Genomic DNA, 20,086 nt, shown 5'->3' with positions numbered 1-20,086 from the left:
GATGAACTGAAGCAATCCGCTGCCTTATTCTGCATAACTCTTTGTTTACCAAGGAGTTTTGCGTTTCGACTGCGCCGGAAGTGGGGCGAATTATAGACTTCCAGGATCTGCCGTCAACACTTAATTTGGTTTTTCTATCAAAGTGCCTGCCAACCTTCAAATCCCTCTATATAGAGAAGGTCTCGCTGTCGAATTGAGCAATATATTGCTCAAAGCCGAACGATTAAGCATCATAGCGGCCCCTGATTCTCGATTATGACCTCGGACGAACGCCCCAATGACCACCTCCCCCCGCAGCTTGGCCTCGGCATTGTTTCCTGTCGGCCTGCTGTTGATCGCCATGGCCTCCATCCAGTCCGGAGCCTCACTGGCCAAGAGCATGTTCCCGATTGTCGGCGCCCAGGGCACCACAACCCTGCGCCTGATCTTCGCCAGCGTAATCATGTTGCTCATCCTCCGACCATGGCGCGCCAGGCTGACCGCAAAATCCCTGCGCACCGTGGTCGTTTACGGCATGGCCTTGGGCGGCATGAATTTCCTCTTCTATATGTCCTTGCGCAGCGTTCCCTTGGGCATTGCCGTAGCCCTGGAATTCACCGGACCGCTCGCCGTCGCGATCTACGCGTCGCGCCGAGCGGTAGACTTCCTGTGGATAGCACTGGCGATCATCGGCCTGCTCCTGTTGATTCCCATGGGGGAAGCCAGCAGCGGAATCGACTTGGTCGGCGCGACCTATGCTTTGGGGGCGGGGGCTTGCTGGGCACTCTACATTCTGTTCGGACAGAAAGCAGGCAACGACAACGGCGTCCAGACCGCCGCCCTCGGCGTAATGATCGCTGCCCTGTTTGTGGCGCCCATCGGTATCGTCCATGCCGGCACCGCCTTACTGACCCCGGCATTGATTCCGGTCGCCATCGGTGTCGCGATCCTGTCAACGGCACTTCCCTACACCCTGGAGATGGTAGCGCTGACGCGCCTCCCCGCCCGCACCTTCGGAACACTGATGAGCATTGAGCCTGCTTTCGGCGCACTCTCAGGACTTTTCTTCCTGCAGGAGCACCTATCCCTACCGCAATGGCTGGCCATAAGTTGCATTATCATGGCCTCGGTAGGCGCGACACTGACGATGCGCAATGACTCCAAGCCGCTGGTTCCGGCGGATTGAATCATCAGTGAAAGTTGCTCTGGTATTTGCTGCGTATTTAGGCCATGTTTAAACTGCAAACGAATGTCATTCATGGAGTTTTTCGACAAGGACAGCACGAACGCTACACTCGAGAGCGAGTAGAGCCGGCTTCAAGCATTATGAAGTGGCTATTAAGGATAGGAATGAAGCGAATTTTGATACTGTTAATGGTCGTGGCTATTGCTGGCTGTGCCGCGACTACCAAGACAGAAGTAAAACGCGGCAAAAAAGGGCTGCATATCAACTGTTCCGGCCTGTCTTCTTCCTGGGACCAGTGCTACACCAGTGCAACCAACTCTTGTGGCGCCAAGGGCTACCGGGTTATCGCCAAGTCCGGTGACAATTCCGAGGAGCCAGGGGATTACCCCTTCGGCCTAAACCCTGCCGGCTATACCAGCCGCAGCATGATCGTCATCTGCAAGTGATCTCCTCCGAGCAGTCACCAGCGACTGCTCATACACATGCCTGATACAACGCCGCCCCTTCGCGGCGCTGCAACTGAATTATTGCAGCGCCTGATTTTGCACCCGGTCAAATAGCCGTCGTGCGCACATGCAACCACGCCAACGCAGCACCGCTGAGCAGCGGGCTCAGGCGTTCACGCACCTCGGCGTGGTACGCATTGAACCACTCGCGCTCATCCGCGGTGAGCAGCGACGGCTCCAGGCAACGGGTGTCGATCGGGCACAAGGTCAGGGTTTCAAACGAGAGGAACTCACCAAACTCGGTCTTGCCTGCCTCGCGGTTCAATACCAGGTTCTCGATACGCACACCCCAGCGGCCAGGGCGGTAGGTGCCCGGCTCGATGGAGGTGATCATCCCTGGCTGCATCGCGGTTTGCGGCGCAGTGGCGGCCTGGTAGGCAATCACTTGTGGGCCCTCATGCACATTGAGGAAATAACCTACGCCGTGCCCGGTACCGTGGCCGTAGTCCACGCCTTCAGCCCAGATCGGCGCGCGGGCAATGGAATCCAGCAGCGGCGACAAAATCCCCTTGGGGAAATGCGCACGGGACAGGGCAATCACGCCCTTCAGCACACGGGTGCAGTCACGTTTCTGTTCGTCACTCGGCGTACCGATAGGCACCATCCGCGTGATATCCGTAGTGCCGCCCAAATACTGGCCACCCGAATCGATCAGCAGCAAGCCATCGCCTTCGATCACCGCATGTTCTTCTTCGGTAGCGTGGTAATGCGGCATGGCCCCGTTGGCATTGAATGCCGCGATGGTATTGAAACTCAGCGACACATAATCGGGGCGACGGGTGCGCGCAGCCGTCAGGTGTTCATCGATGGTCAATTCAGTGATGCGTTCACGACCGAGCGCACTGTCCAGCCAGGCGAAGAATTCACACAGCGCCGCGCCGTCCTGTTCCATGGCGCGGCGGATGTGCTCCGCGTCCGCCAGGCTCTTGCGGGATTTGGCCAGCGTGGTCGGGTTCAGCCCTTCGATCAGCTTGACGCCGGCATCCAGGTTTTCCAGCAGACCGGCAGTAACGCGGGCCGGGTCAACCTGCATGCTGGCGCCCGATGGCACCGCACGCAGTGCATCCGCCACGTCGCTGTAGTCGCGCAACGTCACACCATCCTGCGCAAGCACCGCACGCAGGTCAGCGTCGACTTTACTCAGCGCCACAAACAACGTGGCCTGTTGTTGATTGATCAACGCAAACGAAACAAACACCGGATTAAACGAAACATCGCCACCGCGCAGGTTGAACAGCCAGGCGATGTCATCCAGGGTGGCGATGAAGTGCCAGTCGGCGCCCTTCTCTTTCAAACTCGCGCGCAGTACGGCAAGTTTATCGCCACGGCTCACGGTCGCTTGCGGTGGCAGATGCGGATAGATCGGCTGGCTCGGCAGGCTCGGACGGTCTTTCCAAACTGCCTCGAGTACGTCGATATCGGTCCGCAGGCGCGCGCCGCGCTCTGCCAGCCTGGCGCCCAAGGTGCGCGCCGACGCGACAGCCATCACCGCACCGTCCACCGCCACCACACCGCCTTCCGGCGTCTGCTCGGCCAGCCACTCCAGCGGCCCGGGCTGACCCGGTTGCAGCTTGACCAACTCAATGCCACTGCCCTTGAGCTCCTTGGTCGCCTGTTCCCAGTAACGGCTATCGGCCCAGACACCGGCGAAATCCGCAGTGACAATCAGCGTGCCTACCGAACCATGGAACCCCGACAACCATTGGCGCCCCTGCCAGTAACCCGGCAGGTATTCGGACAAATGCGGATCAGCCGACGGCACCAGCAGGGCGTGAATGCCCTCGCGGCGCATCAGTTCGCGGGTATGCGCCAGGCGCTGGGGAACCGTTCCATGGGTCAAGGGCTGCGTACTCATTGTGTCTCCTGCTAACCACTAATAATTGTTATGTGAAAATCAGACGGCCCAGAACGCCGGTGCGCTGGCCAGTGCGGCCTTGATCAATTGCACGGCCTGGTCGATGTCCTGCTCGGTGGTAAACCGGCCCAGGCTCAAACGTATGGTGCGGCCGGCAGAACGTGCGTCAAGGCCCAACGCAAGCAGCACGTGGGAAGGCGCATTGCTGGCGGAGTTGCACGCCGAGGTCGCCGAAAAGGCGATGCCCGCGCTCAACGCAGCAGCGTTGAATTCACCTTCGCTGAACGTAAGGCTGAGGGTGTGAGGAATGCGCTGCGCAGGGCTGCCATTGAGGCGCACGCCACCGAGCGTATCCAACTGCTCCAGCAGGCGCTGACGCAAGGTCATAATGACAGCCTTCTCCTGCGCAAAAGACGCCGCCGCCAGGGCGAACGCCGCGCCCATGCCTGCAATCTGATGGGTGGCCAGGGTACCGGAGCGCAAGCCACCCTCGTGACCGCCGCCGTGAATCTGTGCCGACACTTTCTGTTGCGCCCGGGGTCCGACATACAGCGCGCCAATACCCTTGGGGCCATACAGCTTGTGCGCGGAAAACGACATCAAATCCACCGGCCACTGCGCCAGGTCGATCGCCACCTTGCCCGCGCCCTGCGCCGCGTCGACATGCAACAACGCGCCATGCTCACGCACACGTGCGCCGATGGCGGGGATGTCATTGAGGGTGCCCAGTTCGTTATTCACCAGCATCAGCGATACCAGAAAGGTGTCCTCACGCAATGCTTCGCTGACGGCCTCGGCGCTGATCAATCCGTCGGCGTCCGGCACCAGGTAAGTCACGGCCACACCGGCTTCCTGAAGCTGCCGCGCGGTGTCCAGCGTGGCCTTGTGTTCAATCTGGCTGGTGATGATATGCCCGCCCGCCACGCCACGCGCCTGGGCAACGCCCTTGATCGCGAGGTTGTTGGACTCAGTAGCACCGGAGGTCCAGACGATCTGCTCAGGTTGTGCGCCAACCAGCTCGGCCACCTGGCGACGCGCCTGTTCAACCGTTTGCCGGGCCGCTTGGCCGAACGCATGGGAACTGGACGCGGGGTTACCGAAATTGGCATTGAAGCCAAGACATTCGACCATCACCTGGATGACGCGTTCGTCCACCGGGGTGGTAGCGGCGTAGTCGAAATACAGCGGACGTTTATTCATGACAGTCAAGACTCGCAGAGCAGGTTCCCGAGAGCAGCGTCTCAGGGGCATCGGCCGGAACAGAGGTCGTCAGGTTTACCGGATCGAATGCCATTAAAGAAGGACAACTTTAAGTAAATGTGCGTAGGAACGCTCCTGAAATTCAGCTTAACAGGCTGAAGTCGTGCCATGGCAAACAAAAAGCCCGAGGTTCCTTCAAGGGAAGCCTCGGGCTTTTTGCTGTGCAGTGCCGACTCAACTGGGACGACCATTCAAAACCACGTTGCGCTCGGCGTTCATTTCGCCCTGGCGATCAAATCCGAAGGGCTTCTGTGGCTGGCCGGTCAGTGCGGCGCGCTGCTGTTGATATTCATCAAACGACAAGCCACGACGGCTCAGCGCTTCCAGGGCCAGTTGCTTGCTCTCTTCGGCCGTGTAGGGACGCAATTCTGGCGATGGATGGCTCGCACAGCCGGCGAGTACGGCGCTGACAATCACTAAGCAAACAGCGAGAAATCGGTTCATGGGGTAGCCCTGCAAAGAAGGTTTCAAGTCAATGAACACAGGCTACTCCCGCCGTTGCGCAGTGAAAAATCACCGTCCGTGATAGTCGCTATCGACCACCAAGGCACCCTCGATAGGAAACGTTATATTTCTTTATGGTCTATAAATATGGAAATACGTTCATTTACGGAATAACTGTATCCCTCTATAAATGACTTGCATAGAACCTGCGCTGTTCGCCACGCAACTGTTTGCCAGGCAACAGCCATTCAACAAATCACCAGTCAGACAACAGCAGCATTTTTCAGCAGTGAACCTGCAACCCACGCCAATCAAGGCCTGCACCCGTTGGTACAGCTCTTGCTCAACAGGTTGCACTCCACCTGCTATGAACCACTGTTGATAAAGGAACTGTTCATGACCCGTCCCCTGAATGTCGTTGCCCTCTCCGGCGGAACCTGGCGCCCGTCCCGCACCCTCGTGCTGACCCAAGCCGTACTGGCTGAATTGGCGACCTTGCTGCCGATCCAGACCACCCTGATCGAGCTGGGCGACATTGCCCGGCCACTCGGTGGTGCGCTGTCACGGGATGAGTTGCCCGCCGAGGTCGAAGCCCAACTGGTGGCCATCGAACAGGCCGACCTGCTGATCGTCGCCGCACCGGTCTATCGCGGTTCCTACCCTGGCCTGCTCAAGCATCTGTTTGACCTGGTTGGCCTCAACGCCCTGATCGACACACCGGTATTACTCGCAGCCACCGGCGGCAGCGAGCGCCACGCGCTGGTTCTCGATCACCAACTGCGTCCGCTGTTCAGCTTCTTCCAGGCCCTGACCCTGCCGATCGGGGTGTACGCCACCGAGGCCGACTTCACCGATTACCAAATAACCAGTGAGCCCTTGAAGGGCCGTATACGCCTTGCGGCAGAACGCGCAGCGCCGTTGTTTGCAGCGCACTCCCCCTCTCTGCTGAAAATCGCTTAAGGATTGGTAATGGATGTTTTCTGGTTTCTGCCAACACATGGCGACGGTCATTACCTGGGCACCACCCAAGGTGCACGGCCGGTCACCCTCAATTATCTGAAGCAAGTCGCGCAGGCGGCTGACAGCCTGGGTTACCACGGCGTGTTGATTCCTACCGGCCGCTCGTGCGAAGACTCCTGGGTCATCGCCTCGGCACTGGTGCCGCTGACCGAGCGCCTGCGTTATCTGGTGGCGATTCGCCCGGGTATCATCTCGCCGACCGTTTCTGCGCGTATGGCGGCGACCCTGGATCGCCTGTCCAACGGTCGCCTGCTGATCAATGTGGTCACCGGCGGTGATCCCGACGAGAACCGCGGCGACGGCAGCTTCCTCGACCACAGCGAACGCTACGAAGTCTCCGACGAATTCCTGCAAATTTGGCGCCGGGTATTGCAGGGCGAATCAGTGGACTTCGAAGGCAAACACCTGCGAGTGCAGAACGCCAAGGCGCTTTACCCACCGGTGCAAAAGCCTTATCCACCGTTATATTTCGGCGGTTCCTCGGATGCCGCCCACGACCTCGCCGCCGAACAGGTGGATGTGTACCTGACCTGGGGCGAACCGCCCGCCGCCGTCGCCGAAAAACTCGCGGATGTGCGTGAACGCGCTGCCCGCCACGGGCGTACGGTGAAGTTCGGCATTCGTCTGCACGTGATCGTGCGCGAGACCGAAGAGGACGCGTGGAAAGCCGCCGACAAGCTGATCGAGCACATCAGCGACGAAACTATCGCCGCCGCACAAAAATCCTTCTCGCGCTTTGATTCCGAAGGCCAGCGCCGCATGGCGGCCTTGCATGACGGGCGCCGCGACAACCTGGAAATCGCCCCCAACCTGTGGGCCGGTGTCGGCCTGGTACGCGGCGGTGCCGGTACCGCGCTGGTGGGCAACCCCCGGCAAGTAGCCGAGCGCATCAAGGAATACGCCGACCTGGGCATCGAAAGCTTCATCTTCTCCGGCTACCCGCACCTGGAAGAAGCCTATCGCTTTGCCGAGCTGGTGTTCCCGCTGCTGCCGGAACCCTATGCCAGCCTGGCCGGACGCGGCATCACCAACCTCACTGGCCCGTTCGGCGAAATGATTGCCAACGATGTTCTGCCAGCCAAGGCCTGATCGGCGCAGCGGCGGGAGCGGCATTGGTCGTTCCCGCTTATAAAGAGGAAACCCCGTGACAGCCAAACCCCACAGCGTCCTGCCATCACCGTTGCAGACCGCCAGACTGCTGGCCGCCGAATTCGCCCTCACCGCCGTCGAACGCGACGAGCGCGGTGGCACCCCCAAGACCGAACGTGACGCCCTGCGCCAAAGCGGCCTGCTGGCCCTGAGCATTCCCACCCAATACGGCGGCCTCGGCGCCCGCTGGAGTGACACCCTGGCCATCGTGCGCGAGTTCGCCAAGGTCGACAGCTCCATTGCCCACGTCTTCGGCTTCCACCACCTGATGCTCGCCACCGTGCGCCTGTTCTCGCGGCCGGACCAATGGCAACCCTGGTTCGAACAGACCGCGCGCAAAAACTGGTTCTGGGGCAACGCCCTCAATCCATTGGACACACGCACCGTGGTCAAGGACTTCGGCGGCTGGCGCGAGTTCTCCGGCAAAAAGAGCTTCTGCTCCGGCGCCAGCGACTCGGAAATGCTGATCGCCTCGGCAGTGGATGAAAGCGCCGGCGGCAAGCTGCTGATCGCCGCCATCCCCAGCGGGCGCAGTGGCATCACCCTGCACAACGACTGGAACAATATCGGCCAGCGCCAGACCGACAGCGGCAGCGCCAGCTTCGAACGGGTACGTGTCGAGGAGTCGGAATTGCTGCTCGACCCGGGCCCGCTGAGCACGCCTTTTGCCTGCCTGCGCCCGCTGATCGCCCAGTTGACCTTCACCCATATGTTCCTCGGCATCGCCGAAGGTGCCTTCGAAGAAGCGCGCAACTACACGCTCACCGAGACCCGTTCCTGGCACAAGTCCTCAACCGAAGACGTGCGCCAGGACCCTTACGTACTGCATCACTACGGCGAATTCTGGGTGGCCCTGGAGGGTGTGCGCCTGTTGGTGGAACGCGCTGCCGAGCTGCTCGACCAGGCATGGGCAAAAGGCCCCAACCTCAGCGAAAACGAACGCGGTCAACTGGCGATTGCCATTGCGACCGCCAAGGTCGCCGCCACCCGCCAAGGCCTGGACCTGTGCAGCCGCCTGTTTGAAGTCACCGGCGCGCGCTCCACCCACGCATCCCTGCGCCTGGATCGTCATTGGCGCAACCTGCGCACACAAACCCTGCACGACCCGGTGGATTACAAGCTCCACGAACTGGGGGACTGGGCGTTGAACCAATCCCTGCCGATTCCGACGTTTTACTCATAAAAAGAGGTGCCCATGCAGCTTCTAACCTTACCGCCCTCGCCCGCCCTTGCGACGTCGATCCGCGCCACGGCCCAGGTCTTCGAAGACCCGAAATCCAGGGCGCTGCTCGACCATATCCAGCAAGTGGCGCCCAGCGAAGCCAGCGTGCTGATCATCGGCGAGACCGGTACCGGTAAAGAGCTGGTGGCGCGCCACATCCACAACCTCAGCGCGCGGCGCAACCGGCCGTTCGTGGCGGTTAACTGCGGCGCGTTCTCCGAGTCCCTGGTGGAAGCCGAGCTGTTCGGCCATGAAAAAGGCGCGTTTACCGGCGCCCTCAGCGCCAAGGCCGGCTGGTTCGAAGAGGCAGATGGTGGCACCTTGTTCCTCGATGAAATCGGCGATTTGCCGATGCCCATCCAGGTCAAGCTGCTGCGCGTCCTACAGGAACGCGAAGTGGTGCGCCTGGGGTCGCGTAAGAGCATTCCGATCGATGTGCGCGTACTGGCCGCCACCAACGTGCAACTGGAAAAGGCCATCAACGCCGGGCATTTCCGCGAAGACCTCTACTATCGCCTCGACGTCGTCAGCCTCGAGCTCAGCCCCCTGCGCGAGCGCCCCGGCGATATCCTGCCGCTGACCCGGCATTTTATCGAAGCCTACAGCCAGCGCCTGGGCTACGGCCCGATCACCATCAGCCGCGAGGCCGAACACAAGCTAAAGAGCTACAGCTGGCCGGGCAACATCCGCGAGCTGGAAAACGTGATTCACCACACCCTGCTGATCTGCCGTAACGGCGTGATCGAACGCGACGACCTGCGCCTGTCGAACATGCGCATCGAGCGCCAGGACGACAGTCAGCACGGCACCGACAACAGCGCCGAGGCCTTGCTGGAGCGCGCGTTTCAAAAGCTCTTCGAAGAACAGGCCGGCGCCCTGCACGAAAAGGTCGAAGACGCGCTATTGCGCGCCGCCTACCGCTTCAGCCATTACAACCAGGTGCACACCGCCAACTTGCTGGGCCTGAGCCGCAACGTCACGCGCACGCGCCTGATCAAGATCGGCGAGTTGGCGGTGAACAAGCGCCGGCCGGGGGAAAACGTGCAGGGCGAGCGCATGCTGCACCTATCCATTTAGGCGACAGTGCAACGCGTTGTCATGGCTGCGCTCGAAACTGCGCAGTACCTGGAACGAACCGAAGGTCACGGCCGTGGCCTGGTGGGCGCGAATCAGCGTCCAGAAATCTTCCTCGCCGTGCTCAAAGCATTGGAACGCCGCTTCGCCGTCCTCGCGGGAGCGCCATTGCAGGTAATTGAGCACCCGCCGCCCGTCTTCGCTGACCTGCACACTCGCGTTGATAAAGCCGCCATGGCCCTGGGCCAGGCGTTCACTTTGGGTGGACAAGGCCGCCACCAGCGCCACTTGTTGCTGGGGTTCGATATGAAACTCGATCAGTTGAGTGAAACTGCGATTTTTCTCTGATACCTGCATGAACACTCCCCTTTCTCTGTAGGCAGAATCTTGTGATTCGATACCACGCAGGGTAAAACCTCTAGTTAAGTCAAGGTCAAGCGCTTAATTGGAGTGTTTATGGTTACCAAAGAGCTCACCGTCGGCCAACTGGCAGCCCGTAGCGGTGTAGCTGTTACGGCCCTGCACTTCTACGAAACCAAGGGGCTGATCAAGAGTCATCGCAATGCCGGCAATCAACGACGCTATCCACGGGATGTACTGCGCCGGGTGGTGGTGATCAAGATCGCCCAACGCCTGGGAATTCCACTGGCAACGATTGGCGAGGCGTTGCAGACGTTGCCGGAAGGACGCACGCCCAACGCTCAGGATTGGGAGCGGTTGTCCGCGCTGTGGCGGGAAGACCTCGATGAGCGCATCCATAAGCTGATGCTGCTGCGGGACAAACTCACCGGTTGTATTGGGTGTGGATGCTTGTCGCTGGACGCGTGCCCGTTGCGCAACCCGGATGACCAGCTCGGTGGGCGCGGGCCGGGGGCGCAATTGCTGGAGCCCGGCTGCCCCCCCTCGTCGGGGCCCTCGGAGGCCTTGATGGGCGTGGCCTATAGTGAAGAGGCCGTGCCTCCACAACCACAATCAAGGAGAACGAAATGAGCGTTAAACCCATTCCCGAGGGTTATCACAGTGTCACGCCCTATATGGGCATCGACAAAGCCTCAGAGGCTATCGAGTTTTACAAAAAAGCCTTCGGCGCCACCCAGATCATGCGCCTGGACATGCCCGATGGCAGGGTCGGCCATGCCGAGCTGCGCATTGGTGATTCGGCGATCATGCTGGGCACGCCCTGCGATCAGATGTCCCTGAGCAATCCGACTGAAAGCACCAGTGTCGCCTTGCATCTGTACGTGAACGACGTAGACGCACAGTTCAAACAAGCCGTCGCAGCGGGCGCCAGCGTGGTGTCCGAACCAGAGGACCGGTTCTATGGCGACCGTTCGGGCAGCGTGAAGGATCCATACGGTCACCTTTGGTACCTCGCCACCCGCAAGGAAGACCTCAGCGAAGAACAGATCCGTCAGCGCGCCATGGAAATGTTCAAGCAAGGCTGAGCATCGGGGCCGGTTCGCCGGCTCCTACCCCACTTCATGAATACCCCCACGCCGTAAAAACCCGCTGGATGTGAACCTGAAACATTTTCTTTCATATCCACCTTGGGGATTTCTCATTCTCATCCGTCTTAACTTAGATACAGCCTGTCGCGTCAGCAAAAGCTACGACTGGCCTTTTCCGGGCCTCCCTCGCCCTCCCCTGATCAAGACCCTCTTTCACATGTCGAAGAAGTCACGCTCAAAACTCTGGTTTCTCGTCCATAGCTGGCTGGCCTTGCCCATCTGGTTCTTTGTACTGATTGTCTGCGTCACCGGCACCCTGGCGGTGGTCAGCCAGGAAATCGTGTGGCTGGCCAATCCGGACATCCGTGCGAGCAAGCCGTCGGATGATGCCGAGCCGCTGAGCTACGACCAGGTGATCAGCGCCATCAAGCGGGCCGAACCCCAGGTCATCGTGCAGTCTCTCAGTCGTCCGGATGAATCGCACTTTGCCCTGAGTGTCGACCTCAGCTACCCGGACGGGCGCTCGGTAGAGGTCTACGTCAATCCGTACACCGGGGCGATCCAAGGCATCAGCCCGTCGTTCAACTTCCGTCAGTTCACCCGCGCCCTGCACGGCTGGTGGCTGGTGCCGTTTACCAATGGCTTCAGCTGGGGCTGGTACCTGGTGTCGCTGCTCGGCTTGCCGTTGCTGGCCTCACTGGTCACCGGCCTGGTGGTGTACAAGCGCTTCTGGAAAGGTTTTTTCAAGCCGACCCTGCGTATCCGCCACGGCGCGCGGATTTTCTGGGGCGACTTCCACCGCCTGAGCGGTATCTGGTCGATCTGGTTTATTGCGGTGATTTCCATCACTGGCACTTGGTTCCTGATCCAGGCAATCCTGGGTGACAACCAGATCTCCATCTCCAGCGAGCCCATCGTCCCGGTGATCGCCCGCGAAAAAGTCCCAACCTCAGCCCCCGGCGTGCCTGCGCCGATGATTCCCGTGGATGAGGCGATCGCGATCGCCACCCAACGTATCCCGGGGCTGGAGGCGAGCTTCGTGAGCCTGCCGCTCAATGCCTACAGCCACCTGCAAATCGGCGGGCGGGGCTGGTATCCGCTGATGTTCCAGACCGCTCAGATCAACCCATATGACGGTGAAATCGCCTCGTCGCACCTGCTGTCCGACCGCACCAAGCTGGAGTTCGTCACCGAATCCATGCGCCCCCTGCACACCGGCGACTTCGGTGGCATCTGGATCAAGCTGATCTGGGCGTTCTTCGGCCTGGTGCTGAGCATGATGGTCTTGAGCGGCCTGTTGATCTGGACCAAGCGCACGGCCCTGGCCACCCTCAACGCTCTCAAGCGCGAAGCCAAGACACAACGTGCGCCGGCACCCATTCCGGCCATGCAGGCTGAAACCTCGGAGGCCAAGCCATGAGCAAGTCCGCCAACGCTACCCCGCCTTCGCCGTTGCGGGCCTTCTGGCTGAAATGGCGTTTCCACATCAACGTCCTGCTGTTGCTGGTACCGCTGGGCTTCATGCCCAAGTACTTCGCCGATGCCGCGCTGTTTCGCGGCGACACCGGCATCGGCGAGCGGGTGGCCGGGGACGTACAGGTCGGACCCTGGAGCCTCACGCTGGCCGAATTCCGCAATGAAGGCCCGCGCCCCGACCCGGCCGGCCCGATGAAGTTCTTCAACGCCGCCCTCTGCGCCACCTGCGCCGACCAGGTCAAGGCCACCTACCTGCGCATCGGCAAGCCGCGCAGCCTGCGTGCCGCCGGGGTGATCTTCTTCGGCACCCCGTACCGCATGGGTGCGGGCCTGCCCGTGCCGGAACGTACCCCCGTCGATGCCGAACTGTGGGTCACCATGGAAGGCTGGGACGGCACCATGCACCAGGGTTCCATCCCGCTGAGCCAGGCCTCGCCTGCCACCATTGCCTGGCTGAACAAGCAAGGAGTCAAACCATGACGTTCAAGCGCCTGTCCCGCGCCGCGCTGTTGCTGTGCGCCGGTTTCAGTACCACCGTCCTTGCCCACAACCCAATGTGCGAATGCAAGGAAATCCCCGGCGAGCAGATCCAGTGCAAAGGCGGTTTCTCCGACGGCAGCGGTGCCCCCGGCGTGACCCTGGATGTGATCGGCTATGACGAAACCATCCTGGTGCCCGGCAAGCTCGGCCAGGACTCCACCCTGACCTTCAAGAAGCCGTCCGCCGAGTTCTACGTGCTGTTTGATGCAGGCCCCGGTCACGTAGTGGAAATCGACCAAGCGGATATCCAGCCTCAATGAGTACGACACAGGTTGTTCGCCCCGCCGGTGCCGGCCACGAAACCCTCTACGTGCTGCTGCTGTGCCTGATCATCCTCGCGGTGGCCGGTACGGTGGTGGCGCTGCATGGTGAAACCCAGGCAGTCGCGGCGCTGCCCCGCCATCAACTGGATGCCCGCCGCGACCTGAGCGCCGCCGAACAAGGCATCTACGCCGACCTGCGGGTCACGCTGGATGAAATCCACTTGCTGCAGCAGGAGCAAAGCGCCCTGCCCACCCCCGAGCAACTGGCCGAAGAAGGCTTCGCGCCCTTTGCCCAGGACGCCAGTTCGGTCAGCCGCGGCGACCATCGCTGGCAGTTGTTGGGGAACTCGGCCTACTTGGGACTGAGCCAGACGCCGACCACCAGCGGTTCACTGCTGATGCGCGTACAGGGCAGCGAGCCGGATATCTGGCTCAACCGCAGCACACACCTGGCCGCCCCCTCCGACCTCACTGACCAGGCGCTGATCGCAGCCGGCTGGCAGCAGGTGGTCGCGCAATTCGACGCCGGCGTCACCCGCCAGCACCGTCACTGAACGAGAAGACCGATTGCCCATGTCTATTTCATCGCCCCTGTTGCGCGTGTTTCTGGTTGGCCTGTTCAGCCTGATACTCGCTCCCCTCGCGAATGCCGAGGCGGCCAAACGCCTGCGTATCGGCATCACCCTGCACCCTTATTACAGCTACGTGGCCAATATCGTCGGCGACAAGGCCGAAGTGGTGCCACTGATCCCGGCCGGCTTCAACCCCCACGCCTACGAGCCACGTGCCGAAGACATCAAGCGCATCGGCACCCTGGATGTGATCGTGCTCAACGGCGTCGGCCATGACGATTTCGCCGACCGCATGATCGCCACCAGCGAGCGCCCGGACATTCCGGTGATCGAAGCCAACGCCAACGTGCCGCTGCTGGCGGCCACCGGCAACGCCGCGCGCGGTGCCGGCAAGGTGGTCAACCCGCACACCTTCCTGTCGATCAGTGCGTCGATTGCCCAGGTCAACAACATCGCCCGGGAACTCGGCAAGCTCGACCCGGACAACGCCAAGACCTACACCCAGAACGCCCGCGCCTATGGCAAACGCCTGCGGCAGATGCGTGCCGATGCCCTGGCCAAGTTGACCGGCGCGCCCAACCCGGACCTGCGCGTCGCCACCGTGCACGCGGCCTACGATTACCTGCTGCGCGAGTTCGGCCTGGAAGTCACGGCCGTGGTCGAGCCGGCCCACGGGATCGAGCCGAGCCCCAGCCAGTTGAAGAAGACCATCGACGAACTGCGCACCCTGGACGTGAAGGTGATCTTCTCGGAGATGGATTTCCCATCCACCTACGTCGACACCATCCAGCGTGAATCCGGGGTCAAGCTGTACCCGCTGTCGCATATTTCCTACGGCGAATACAGCGCTGAAAAATACGAAGTGGAAATGACCGGCAACCTCAACACCGTGGTGCGGGCGATTCAGGAGTCGGGGGCATGACCGCAGCGCAGCAACTTAAGGTCGCCAGCGTCGGCCCGACCCTCGACTTCGACCAGGTGTCCCTGACCCTGGGCCGCACCGTGATCCTCGACGGCGTGAGCTTCCAGGTGCAGCCGGGCAGCATCCATGCGCTGGTGGGGCCGAATGGCGGCGGCAAAAGCTCGCTGATCAAGACCCTGCTGGGGCAAACACCGCATCAGGGGCAACTGAGCCTGCAGTGGCCGGCCACGCCCGGCACCATCGGCTATGTGCCCCAGGCGCTGGAGTTCGACCGGGGCCTGCCGATGACGGTCGACGATTTCATGGCCGCCATGTGCCAGCGGCGCCCGGCGTTCCTGGGTTTGTCCAAACATTACGCCGCCGCGATTAGCGAGGCGCTGGAACGGGTCGGCATGCAGGACAAGCGCAAGCGGCGCATGGGCGCGCTGTCCGGCGGTGAGCGCCAGCGTGTGTTGTTGGCCCAAGGGTTGATTCCGGCGCCGCAACTGCTGGTACTGGATGAACCGATGTCGGCCCTCGATGAGGCCGGTATCCAGGTGTTCGAACGCCTGCTCAATGACTGGCGCCTGGCCGGGATCACCGTGCTGTGGATCGAGCACGACCTGGAAGCCGTGGGCCGCCTGGCCGACCGCGTCACCGGCCTGAACCGCCGCCTGCTGTTCGACGCCACGCCGAAAGAGGCGCTGACCCCGGAGCGCCTGCTGACCCTGTTCTCTACCCATCCTCGGAGCCCGGCGCCATGAGTTATGAAGCGTTTCGCCTGATGGTCCAGGGCTGGGCCTCGTCCGGTTACCTGCCGGAGGCACTGGCCTATGGTTTTGTGGTCAACGCCCTGCTCGCCGGCCTGCTGATCGGCCCGGTGCTGGGCGGCCTGGGCACACTGGTGGTGGTCAAGCGCTTTGCGTTTTTCTCCGAAGCGGTCGGCCATGCCGCACTGACCGGCGTGGCCGTGGGCATCCTCCTGGGTGAGCCCTACACCGGGCCCTATGGCAGCCTGTTCGGTTACTGCCTGTTGTTCGGCATCCTGCTCAACTACTTGCGCAACCGCACCGGCCTGGCGCCGGATACCTTGATCGGCGTGTTCCTGTCGGTGTCCTTGGCATTGGGCGCCAGCCTGCTGCTGATCCTGGCGGGCAAGATCAACGTGCATATCCTCGAAAACGTGCTGTTCGGCTCGGTGCTGACGGTCAACGGCAACGATTTGCTGGTACTGGCGATTGTCGGCGCCCTGGTGATGGCCCTCGCGCTGCCGCTGTACAACCGCATCATGCTCGCCAGCTTCAACCCGCAATTGGCGGCGGTGCGTGGTGTGGCGGTGAAGACCCTGGACTACCTGTTCGTGATCCTGGTGACGCTGATCACCGTGGCGGCAGTCAAGGTCATCGGCGCCATCCTGGTGGGCGCGCTGCTGGTGATCCCGGCTGCAGCGGCACGCCTGCTGAGCCAGTCGCTCAAAGGCTTCTTCTGGATCTCGGTGGTGATCGCCACCGTCAGCACCCTGTGCGGGATCCTGTTGCCGATCATCTTCGACCTGCCCATCCCCTCCGGTGCCGCGATCATCCTGATGGCCGGTATCGCTTTCGCCCTTGCCGCCGTCGCGCGGGGCACCGTGCCCAGCCTTAAAGGGAACCTTGGATAATGCGCTCCGTTCTTCAACCTCTGGCCCTGGCCATCGCTTGCCTGATCACCACGCCGCTGATGGCGGCCGACGTGGGTAAACCTGCTGCTCACGCGGCCAAACCGGTCAAAGTCCTGGCCTCGCTGCCGATCACCTATGGCCTGGCGCAGGTGCTGCTCAAGGGCACCGACGTGCAGCTCGAGCGCGCCGCGCCGGCCAACCTGCCGGGCTCGCGGCAGGTGTCGTACTTCACCGGCCGTGGCGCGCCGGCACTGAACAGCCTGGCCCAGGACGCCGACGCCGCCATCGGCGTGCGCTCGCTGTGGGCCGATGACCCGCTCTACCCCGTGGCACGGCGCAGCAATATCCGCATCGTCGAAATCGATGCGGCACGCCCGGTGGATGGCGGCCTGCCGGGCATCGCCGTGCAACCTGGCGTCGCCGATGGCTTGAACAGCCAGCCGTGGCAATCGAGCAACAACCTGGGGCGCATGGCCGATGTCCTGGCCGCCGACCTGAGCCGCCTGGCACCGAGCGCCAAGGCGAAGATCGACGCCAACCTGGCCGCCCTCAAGCAACGCCTGCTCAAGCTCAGCGCCGACAGCGAGGCGCGACTGGCCAAGGCGGACAACCTGAGCGTGGTCAGTTTGAGCGATCACTTTGCCTATCTGATCAGCAGTTTGAATCTGGAACTGCTCAGCACCGATGCCCGGCCCGACGCCGATTGGACGCCTGAGGCGTTACAGAAGCTCAGTGCCGAGCTGAAGGACAACGACGTGGCCGTGGTGCTGCATCATCGCCAGCCGAGTGATGCAGTGAAAGCCGCCATCACGGCAGGCGGTTCAACGCTGCTGGTGTTGAACGTCGACGGCGCGGACCCGATATCGGAGCTGGAGAGCAATGTGGACCAGGTGATCAAGGCACTCACGGTGCACTCACTGTAGGAGCGAGCTTGCTCGCGAAAAACTTGAGGGCGTTGCGGGGAGCCAGGTCTCCCGCGTCATCGTTGACATCTTTCGCGAGCAAGCTCGCGCCTACAGGAAGCCCCCCGATCACACCACATCGACGCCGACATGAATCGCATCATGCCGCCAGAATTCCAGGTCGCAGTCGATCAAGCGCTGGTGCTGGTCATAATTGACCCGGGCGATCCGCAAGCCCGGGCTGCCCACCGACACGCGCAATGCCGCCGCCGCTTCCACAGGCAATGAGGTCGGCACGATCTCGAAGCGCACCCGCCCGTAGTGCAAGTCGTACTTACGTGCATACAACTCGGTCATCGACTGATTCAGGTCGCACTCAAGAATCCCCGGGAAATACTGCGGGTTCAGGTAGTGCTCCACATACAACACCAGCCGCCCGTCAATCCGCCGTCCCCGGCAAATCTGGATCACCCTGGACAACGCCGGCAGCTGCAACCACGCACACACCGCGGCCGAGGCCGGCTGCAGCCGCGCACTGATCACTTCGGTGGATGCCACCCGCCCCTGGTCGTTGACCATGGCGTGAAAGTGGCTGCGCTGCATCAGGTTGTAGGCCAGGCGTGGCGGCGAAACGAACCAGCCCCGGCGCTCCTCGCGATAAATCTGCCCTTGGGCCTCCAGTTGTAACAAGGCTTCCCGCACGGTAATTCGAGTGGTACCAAACAACTCGCTGAGCTTGCGCTCGGCGGGCAGCTTGCTTGCAGGCGGCAACAGGCCGTGGTCGATCTGCTCTTGCAGCGCCAGCCCGATGGATGTCACCGCCTTGATTGCCTCATCACGCATCAATGTTACCTATCTGGACTAGACCAGCACTGTTCAGGTGCACAAACCGCTGCATAAGTGGGCTTGCATGACTGCTTGCCAGCCTAGGCACTCCTGATGACCGACAGATGACAGTCCCTGCCCCGTCCCTGCACCACACCCTGCAATACATCGGCCAAGTCCAGTCGCTGCGGGCATTTGAGCATGGTCTACGCTAAGTCTGCGCCGAGCGACATCAAGGCTATGAAAACGACATCGACATGAAACTGTCATCCATCGCGTCTAGATTGGCTCAGGTATTGCTCTGACCTAGACCAACAACACCGTAGAAAACACCGCCGCGTTGAAAACGCCCAAAGGAGCTTCGGATGAAACAGCTTTTCCTGGCATCACTGTTAGGCTCGACCATTGCCATGTGCACCGCCGCCATGGCCGCTGATACCGATCTAAAAACCTTGGAAGCCGCCGCGAAGGCGGAAGGTGCCGTCAACAGCGTCGGCATGCCCGATGACTGGGCCAACTGGAAAGGCACCTGGGAAGACCTGGCCAAGACCTACGGCCTCAAGCACATCGACACCGACATGAGTTCGGCCCAGGAAATCGCCAAGTTCAAGGCCGAAAAAGACAACGCCAGCGCCGACATCGGCGACGTAGGCGCCGCCTTCGGCCCGATCGCGGTGAAGCAGGAAGTCACCCAGCCGTACAAGCCGTCCAACTGGGCTTCGGTGCCGGATTGGGCGAAAGACAAGGACGGTCATTGGGCCCTGGCCTACACCGGCACCATCGCGTTCATCGTCAACAAGAAGCTGCTGCACGGTTCCGAAGTCCCTACCAGTTGGGCGGACCTGCAAACCGGCAAATACAAAGTCTCGGTGGGTGACGTGAGCACTGCGGCCCAGGCCTCCAACGCCGTACTCGCCGCCGCCATCGCCAATAAAGGCGATGAAAAGAACATCGCCCCCGGCCTGCAATTCTTCACCAAGATCGCCCAGCAAGGTCGCCTCGGCCTGTCCAACCCGACCATCGCCACCATGGAAAAAGGCGAAGTCGAAGTGGGTATCGTCTGGGACTTCAACGGCCTGAGCTACAAAGCCAAGATGGCCAACCCGGATGACTACGTGGTGCTGATCCCATCGGACGGCTCGGTGAAATCCGGCTATACCACCATCATCAACAAATACGCCAAGCACCCGAACGCCGCCAAGCTGACCCGCGAATACATCTTCAGCGACGCCGGCCAACTCAACCTGGCCCGTGGCAACGCACGTCCGATCCGTGCCGAAACCGACCTGAAGCTGCCGGCCGACATCGCCAAGAACCTGATCCCGGGCGAGCAGTACACCAAGGCCAACCCGCAGCCGATCAAGGATGCCGATGCCTGGGAAGCGACTTCCAAGAAGCTGCCACAGTTGTGGAACGAGCAGGTCATCGTAGAAATGAAGTAAGCCTGTCGCCCACATTGGAAATCCACTGGAGATCCAATGTGGGAGGGGGCTTGCCCTAATACCAGTCAGTTAAGGCTTTTTGTAGGAGCGAGCTTGCTCGCTCCTACAGGAGGCGATGTACGCTTAACTGACTGGCATTAGGGCAAGCCCCCTCCCACACTTTTGACCTCGTTCCTCCAGGGGAATTGAGTCAAGTCTATTGCTGCGGAGCGCTCTCCCCCATGAAGCACACTGTCATCCTTGTCGTGCTCGACGGCCTGAACTTCGAGGTTGCCCGGCACGCCATGGGACACTTGCAGGCCTATGTCGGCGCAGGACGCGCGGCCCTCTACAAGCTGGAATGTGAACTGCCCGCCCTGTCC

The 20,086-nt window shown here is 61.5% G+C and carries 21 protein-coding genes and 3 pseudogenes; 18 read left to right on the top strand and 6 right to left on the bottom strand.

Features of this window, described 5'->3' with window-relative positions; translation table 11 throughout:
- Positions 1 to 277 precede the first annotated feature (277 nt).
- Together rhtA and Q8X51_RS31760 are read left to right on the top strand one after the other, a co-directional pair.
- Complete coding sequence (rhtA, locus tag Q8X51_RS31765; RefSeq protein ID WP_027607139.1) at positions 278 to 1,165, top strand: threonine/homoserine exporter RhtA; 888 nt, start codon at positions 278 to 280, stop codon at positions 1,163 to 1,165.
- Between the two features lie 164 nt (positions 1,166 to 1,329).
- A complete protein-coding gene (locus tag Q8X51_RS31760) occupies positions 1,330 to 1,611 on the top strand; it encodes a hypothetical protein (RefSeq protein WP_027607138.1) in 282 nt (93 codons plus the stop codon).
- A gap of 106 nt (positions 1,612 to 1,717) precedes the next feature.
- Here Q8X51_RS31760 and Q8X51_RS31755 read toward each other — a convergent pair whose 3' ends face one another.
- The 3 genes from Q8X51_RS31755 to Q8X51_RS31745 all read right to left on the bottom strand — a co-directional run bounded on the left by Q8X51_RS31755 (position 1,718) and on the right by Q8X51_RS31745 (position 5,230).
- Positions 1,718 to 3,526, bottom strand: a complete 1,809-nt coding sequence (locus Q8X51_RS31755) for an aminopeptidase P family protein (RefSeq protein ID WP_407694061.1) — start codon at positions 3,524 to 3,526, stop codon at positions 1,718 to 1,720.
- A 39-nt stretch (positions 3,527 to 3,565) separates the two neighbouring features.
- Positions 3,566 to 4,726 (bottom strand): cysteine desulfurase family protein, encoded by a 1,161-nt coding sequence (locus Q8X51_RS31750; RefSeq protein ID WP_065924545.1) that lies wholly within the window; start codon positions 4,724 to 4,726, stop codon positions 3,566 to 3,568.
- 234 nt (positions 4,727 to 4,960) lie between these two features.
- Complete coding sequence (locus Q8X51_RS31745) at positions 4,961 to 5,230, bottom strand: hypothetical protein (protein ID WP_407694064.1); 270 nt, start codon at positions 5,228 to 5,230, stop codon at positions 4,961 to 4,963.
- Between the two features lie 396 nt (positions 5,231 to 5,626).
- Between Q8X51_RS31745 and msuE the strand changes: the two genes are divergently transcribed.
- From msuE to Q8X51_RS31725, 4 genes are read left to right on the top strand one after another with little or no spacing between them, the layout of a single operon-like run.
- Complete coding sequence (gene msuE / locus Q8X51_RS31740; protein ID WP_027607134.1) at positions 5,627 to 6,190, top strand: FMN reductase; 564 nt, start codon at positions 5,627 to 5,629, stop codon at positions 6,188 to 6,190.
- A gap of 9 nt (positions 6,191 to 6,199) precedes the next feature.
- On the top strand, positions 6,200 to 7,339 hold the full coding sequence (gene ssuD / locus Q8X51_RS31735; protein ID WP_027607133.1) for an FMNH2-dependent alkanesulfonate monooxygenase: 1,140 nt from the start codon (positions 6,200 to 6,202) through the stop codon (positions 7,337 to 7,339).
- Between the two features lie 55 nt (positions 7,340 to 7,394).
- The gene (locus tag Q8X51_RS31730; protein ID WP_065924542.1) at positions 7,395 to 8,582 is read left to right on the top strand and encodes an acyl-CoA dehydrogenase family protein; all 1,188 of its coding nucleotides are present in this window, start codon (positions 7,395 to 7,397) and stop codon (positions 8,580 to 8,582) included.
- Positions 8,583 to 8,594: 12 nt separating this feature from the next.
- Positions 8,595 to 9,698, top strand: a complete 1,104-nt coding sequence (locus Q8X51_RS31725; RefSeq protein ID WP_065924541.1) for a sigma-54 interaction domain-containing protein — start codon at positions 8,595 to 8,597, stop codon at positions 9,696 to 9,698.
- Here the strand turns inward: Q8X51_RS31725 and Q8X51_RS31720 are convergent.
- The gene (locus Q8X51_RS31720; protein WP_065924540.1) at positions 9,687 to 10,052 is read right to left on the bottom strand and encodes an antibiotic biosynthesis monooxygenase; all 366 of its coding nucleotides are present in this window, start codon (positions 10,050 to 10,052) and stop codon (positions 9,687 to 9,689) included. The two genes, Q8X51_RS31725 and Q8X51_RS31720, sit on opposite strands and share 12 nt — an antisense overlap.
- 99 nt (positions 10,053 to 10,151) lie before the next feature.
- On the opposite strand from Q8X51_RS31720, the pseudogene soxR reads away from it, so the two are divergent.
- The 10 genes and pseudogenes from soxR to Q8X51_RS31670 all read left to right on the top strand — a co-directional run.
- A pseudogene (gene soxR, locus Q8X51_RS31715) lies at positions 10,152 to 10,586 on the top strand (redox-sensitive transcriptional activator SoxR); the annotation flags it as partial.
- 95 nt (positions 10,587 to 10,681) lie between these two features.
- Complete coding sequence (locus Q8X51_RS31710; protein WP_074845093.1) at positions 10,682 to 11,140, top strand: VOC family protein; 459 nt, start codon at positions 10,682 to 10,684, stop codon at positions 11,138 to 11,140.
- 220 nt (positions 11,141 to 11,360) lie between these two features.
- Entirely contained in the window at positions 11,361 to 12,563 is a 1,203-nt protein-coding gene (locus tag Q8X51_RS31705) for a PepSY-associated TM helix domain-containing protein (protein WP_065924538.1), read from the top strand.
- Positions 12,560 to 13,099: a hypothetical protein gene (locus Q8X51_RS31700; protein WP_027607126.1), complete on the top strand. Its 540-nt coding sequence runs from the start codon at positions 12,560 to 12,562 to the stop codon at positions 13,097 to 13,099. The genes Q8X51_RS31705 and Q8X51_RS31700 overlap by 4 nt, the downstream gene beginning before the upstream one ends.
- Positions 13,096 to 13,419: a hypothetical protein gene (locus Q8X51_RS31695; RefSeq protein ID WP_065924537.1), complete on the top strand. Its 324-nt coding sequence runs from the start codon at positions 13,096 to 13,098 to the stop codon at positions 13,417 to 13,419. Before Q8X51_RS31700 ends, Q8X51_RS31695 begins: the two co-directional genes overlap by 4 nt.
- On the top strand, positions 13,416 to 13,976 hold the full coding sequence (locus tag Q8X51_RS31690; protein WP_065924536.1) for a DUF6162 family protein: 561 nt from the start codon (positions 13,416 to 13,418) through the stop codon (positions 13,974 to 13,976). Before Q8X51_RS31695 ends, Q8X51_RS31690 begins: the two co-directional genes overlap by 4 nt.
- Positions 13,977 to 13,995: 19 nt before the next feature.
- Complete coding sequence (locus tag Q8X51_RS31685) at positions 13,996 to 14,916, top strand: metal ABC transporter substrate-binding protein (RefSeq protein ID WP_407694060.1); 921 nt, start codon at positions 13,996 to 13,998, stop codon at positions 14,914 to 14,916.
- A complete protein-coding gene (locus tag Q8X51_RS31680; RefSeq protein WP_407694059.1) occupies positions 14,913 to 15,659 on the top strand; it encodes a metal ABC transporter ATP-binding protein in 747 nt (248 codons plus the stop codon). Before Q8X51_RS31685 ends, Q8X51_RS31680 begins: the two co-directional genes overlap by 4 nt.
- On the top strand, positions 15,656 to 16,555 hold the full coding sequence (locus Q8X51_RS31675; protein ID WP_027607121.1) for a metal ABC transporter permease: 900 nt from the start codon (positions 15,656 to 15,658) through the stop codon (positions 16,553 to 16,555). The genes Q8X51_RS31680 and Q8X51_RS31675 overlap by 4 nt, the downstream gene beginning before the upstream one ends.
- On the top strand, positions 16,555 to 17,478 hold the full coding sequence (locus Q8X51_RS31670) for a metal ABC transporter substrate-binding protein (RefSeq protein ID WP_407694058.1): 924 nt from the start codon (positions 16,555 to 16,557) through the stop codon (positions 17,476 to 17,478). The genes Q8X51_RS31675 and Q8X51_RS31670 overlap by 1 nt, the downstream gene beginning before the upstream one ends.
- Here the strand turns inward: Q8X51_RS31670 and Q8X51_RS31665 are convergent.
- Together Q8X51_RS31665 and Q8X51_RS31660 are read right to left on the bottom strand one after the other, a co-directional pair.
- Positions 17,471 to 17,590: pseudogene (locus Q8X51_RS31665) on the bottom strand (outer membrane lipoprotein carrier protein LolA); the annotation flags it as partial. The gene Q8X51_RS31670 and the pseudogene Q8X51_RS31665 sit on opposite strands and share 8 nt — an antisense overlap.
- On the bottom strand, positions 17,587 to 18,300 hold the full coding sequence (locus Q8X51_RS31660) for a UTRA domain-containing protein (protein WP_065924533.1): 714 nt from the start codon (positions 18,298 to 18,300) through the stop codon (positions 17,587 to 17,589). The gene Q8X51_RS31660 and the pseudogene Q8X51_RS31665, both read right to left, overlap by 4 nt.
- A gap of 347 nt (positions 18,301 to 18,647) precedes the next feature.
- Here Q8X51_RS31660 and Q8X51_RS31655 point away from each other — a divergent pair, with 347 nt between their 5' ends.
- Together Q8X51_RS31655 and Q8X51_RS31650 are read left to right on the top strand one after the other, a co-directional pair.
- A complete protein-coding gene (locus tag Q8X51_RS31655) occupies positions 18,648 to 19,724 on the top strand; it encodes an ABC transporter substrate-binding protein (protein ID WP_027607118.1) in 1,077 nt (358 codons plus the stop codon).
- A 185-nt stretch (positions 19,725 to 19,909) separates the two neighbouring features.
- Positions 19,910 to 20,086: pseudogene (locus Q8X51_RS31650) on the top strand (alkaline phosphatase family protein); the annotation flags it as partial.

This window comes from Pseudomonas sp. Yb2C2 (genome assembly GCF_052112325.1).
Taxonomy (GTDB): domain Bacteria; phylum Pseudomonadota; class Gammaproteobacteria; order Pseudomonadales; family Pseudomonadaceae; genus Aquipseudomonas; species Aquipseudomonas marginalis.
This window is presented reverse-complemented; position numbering and strand designations above follow the sequence as displayed.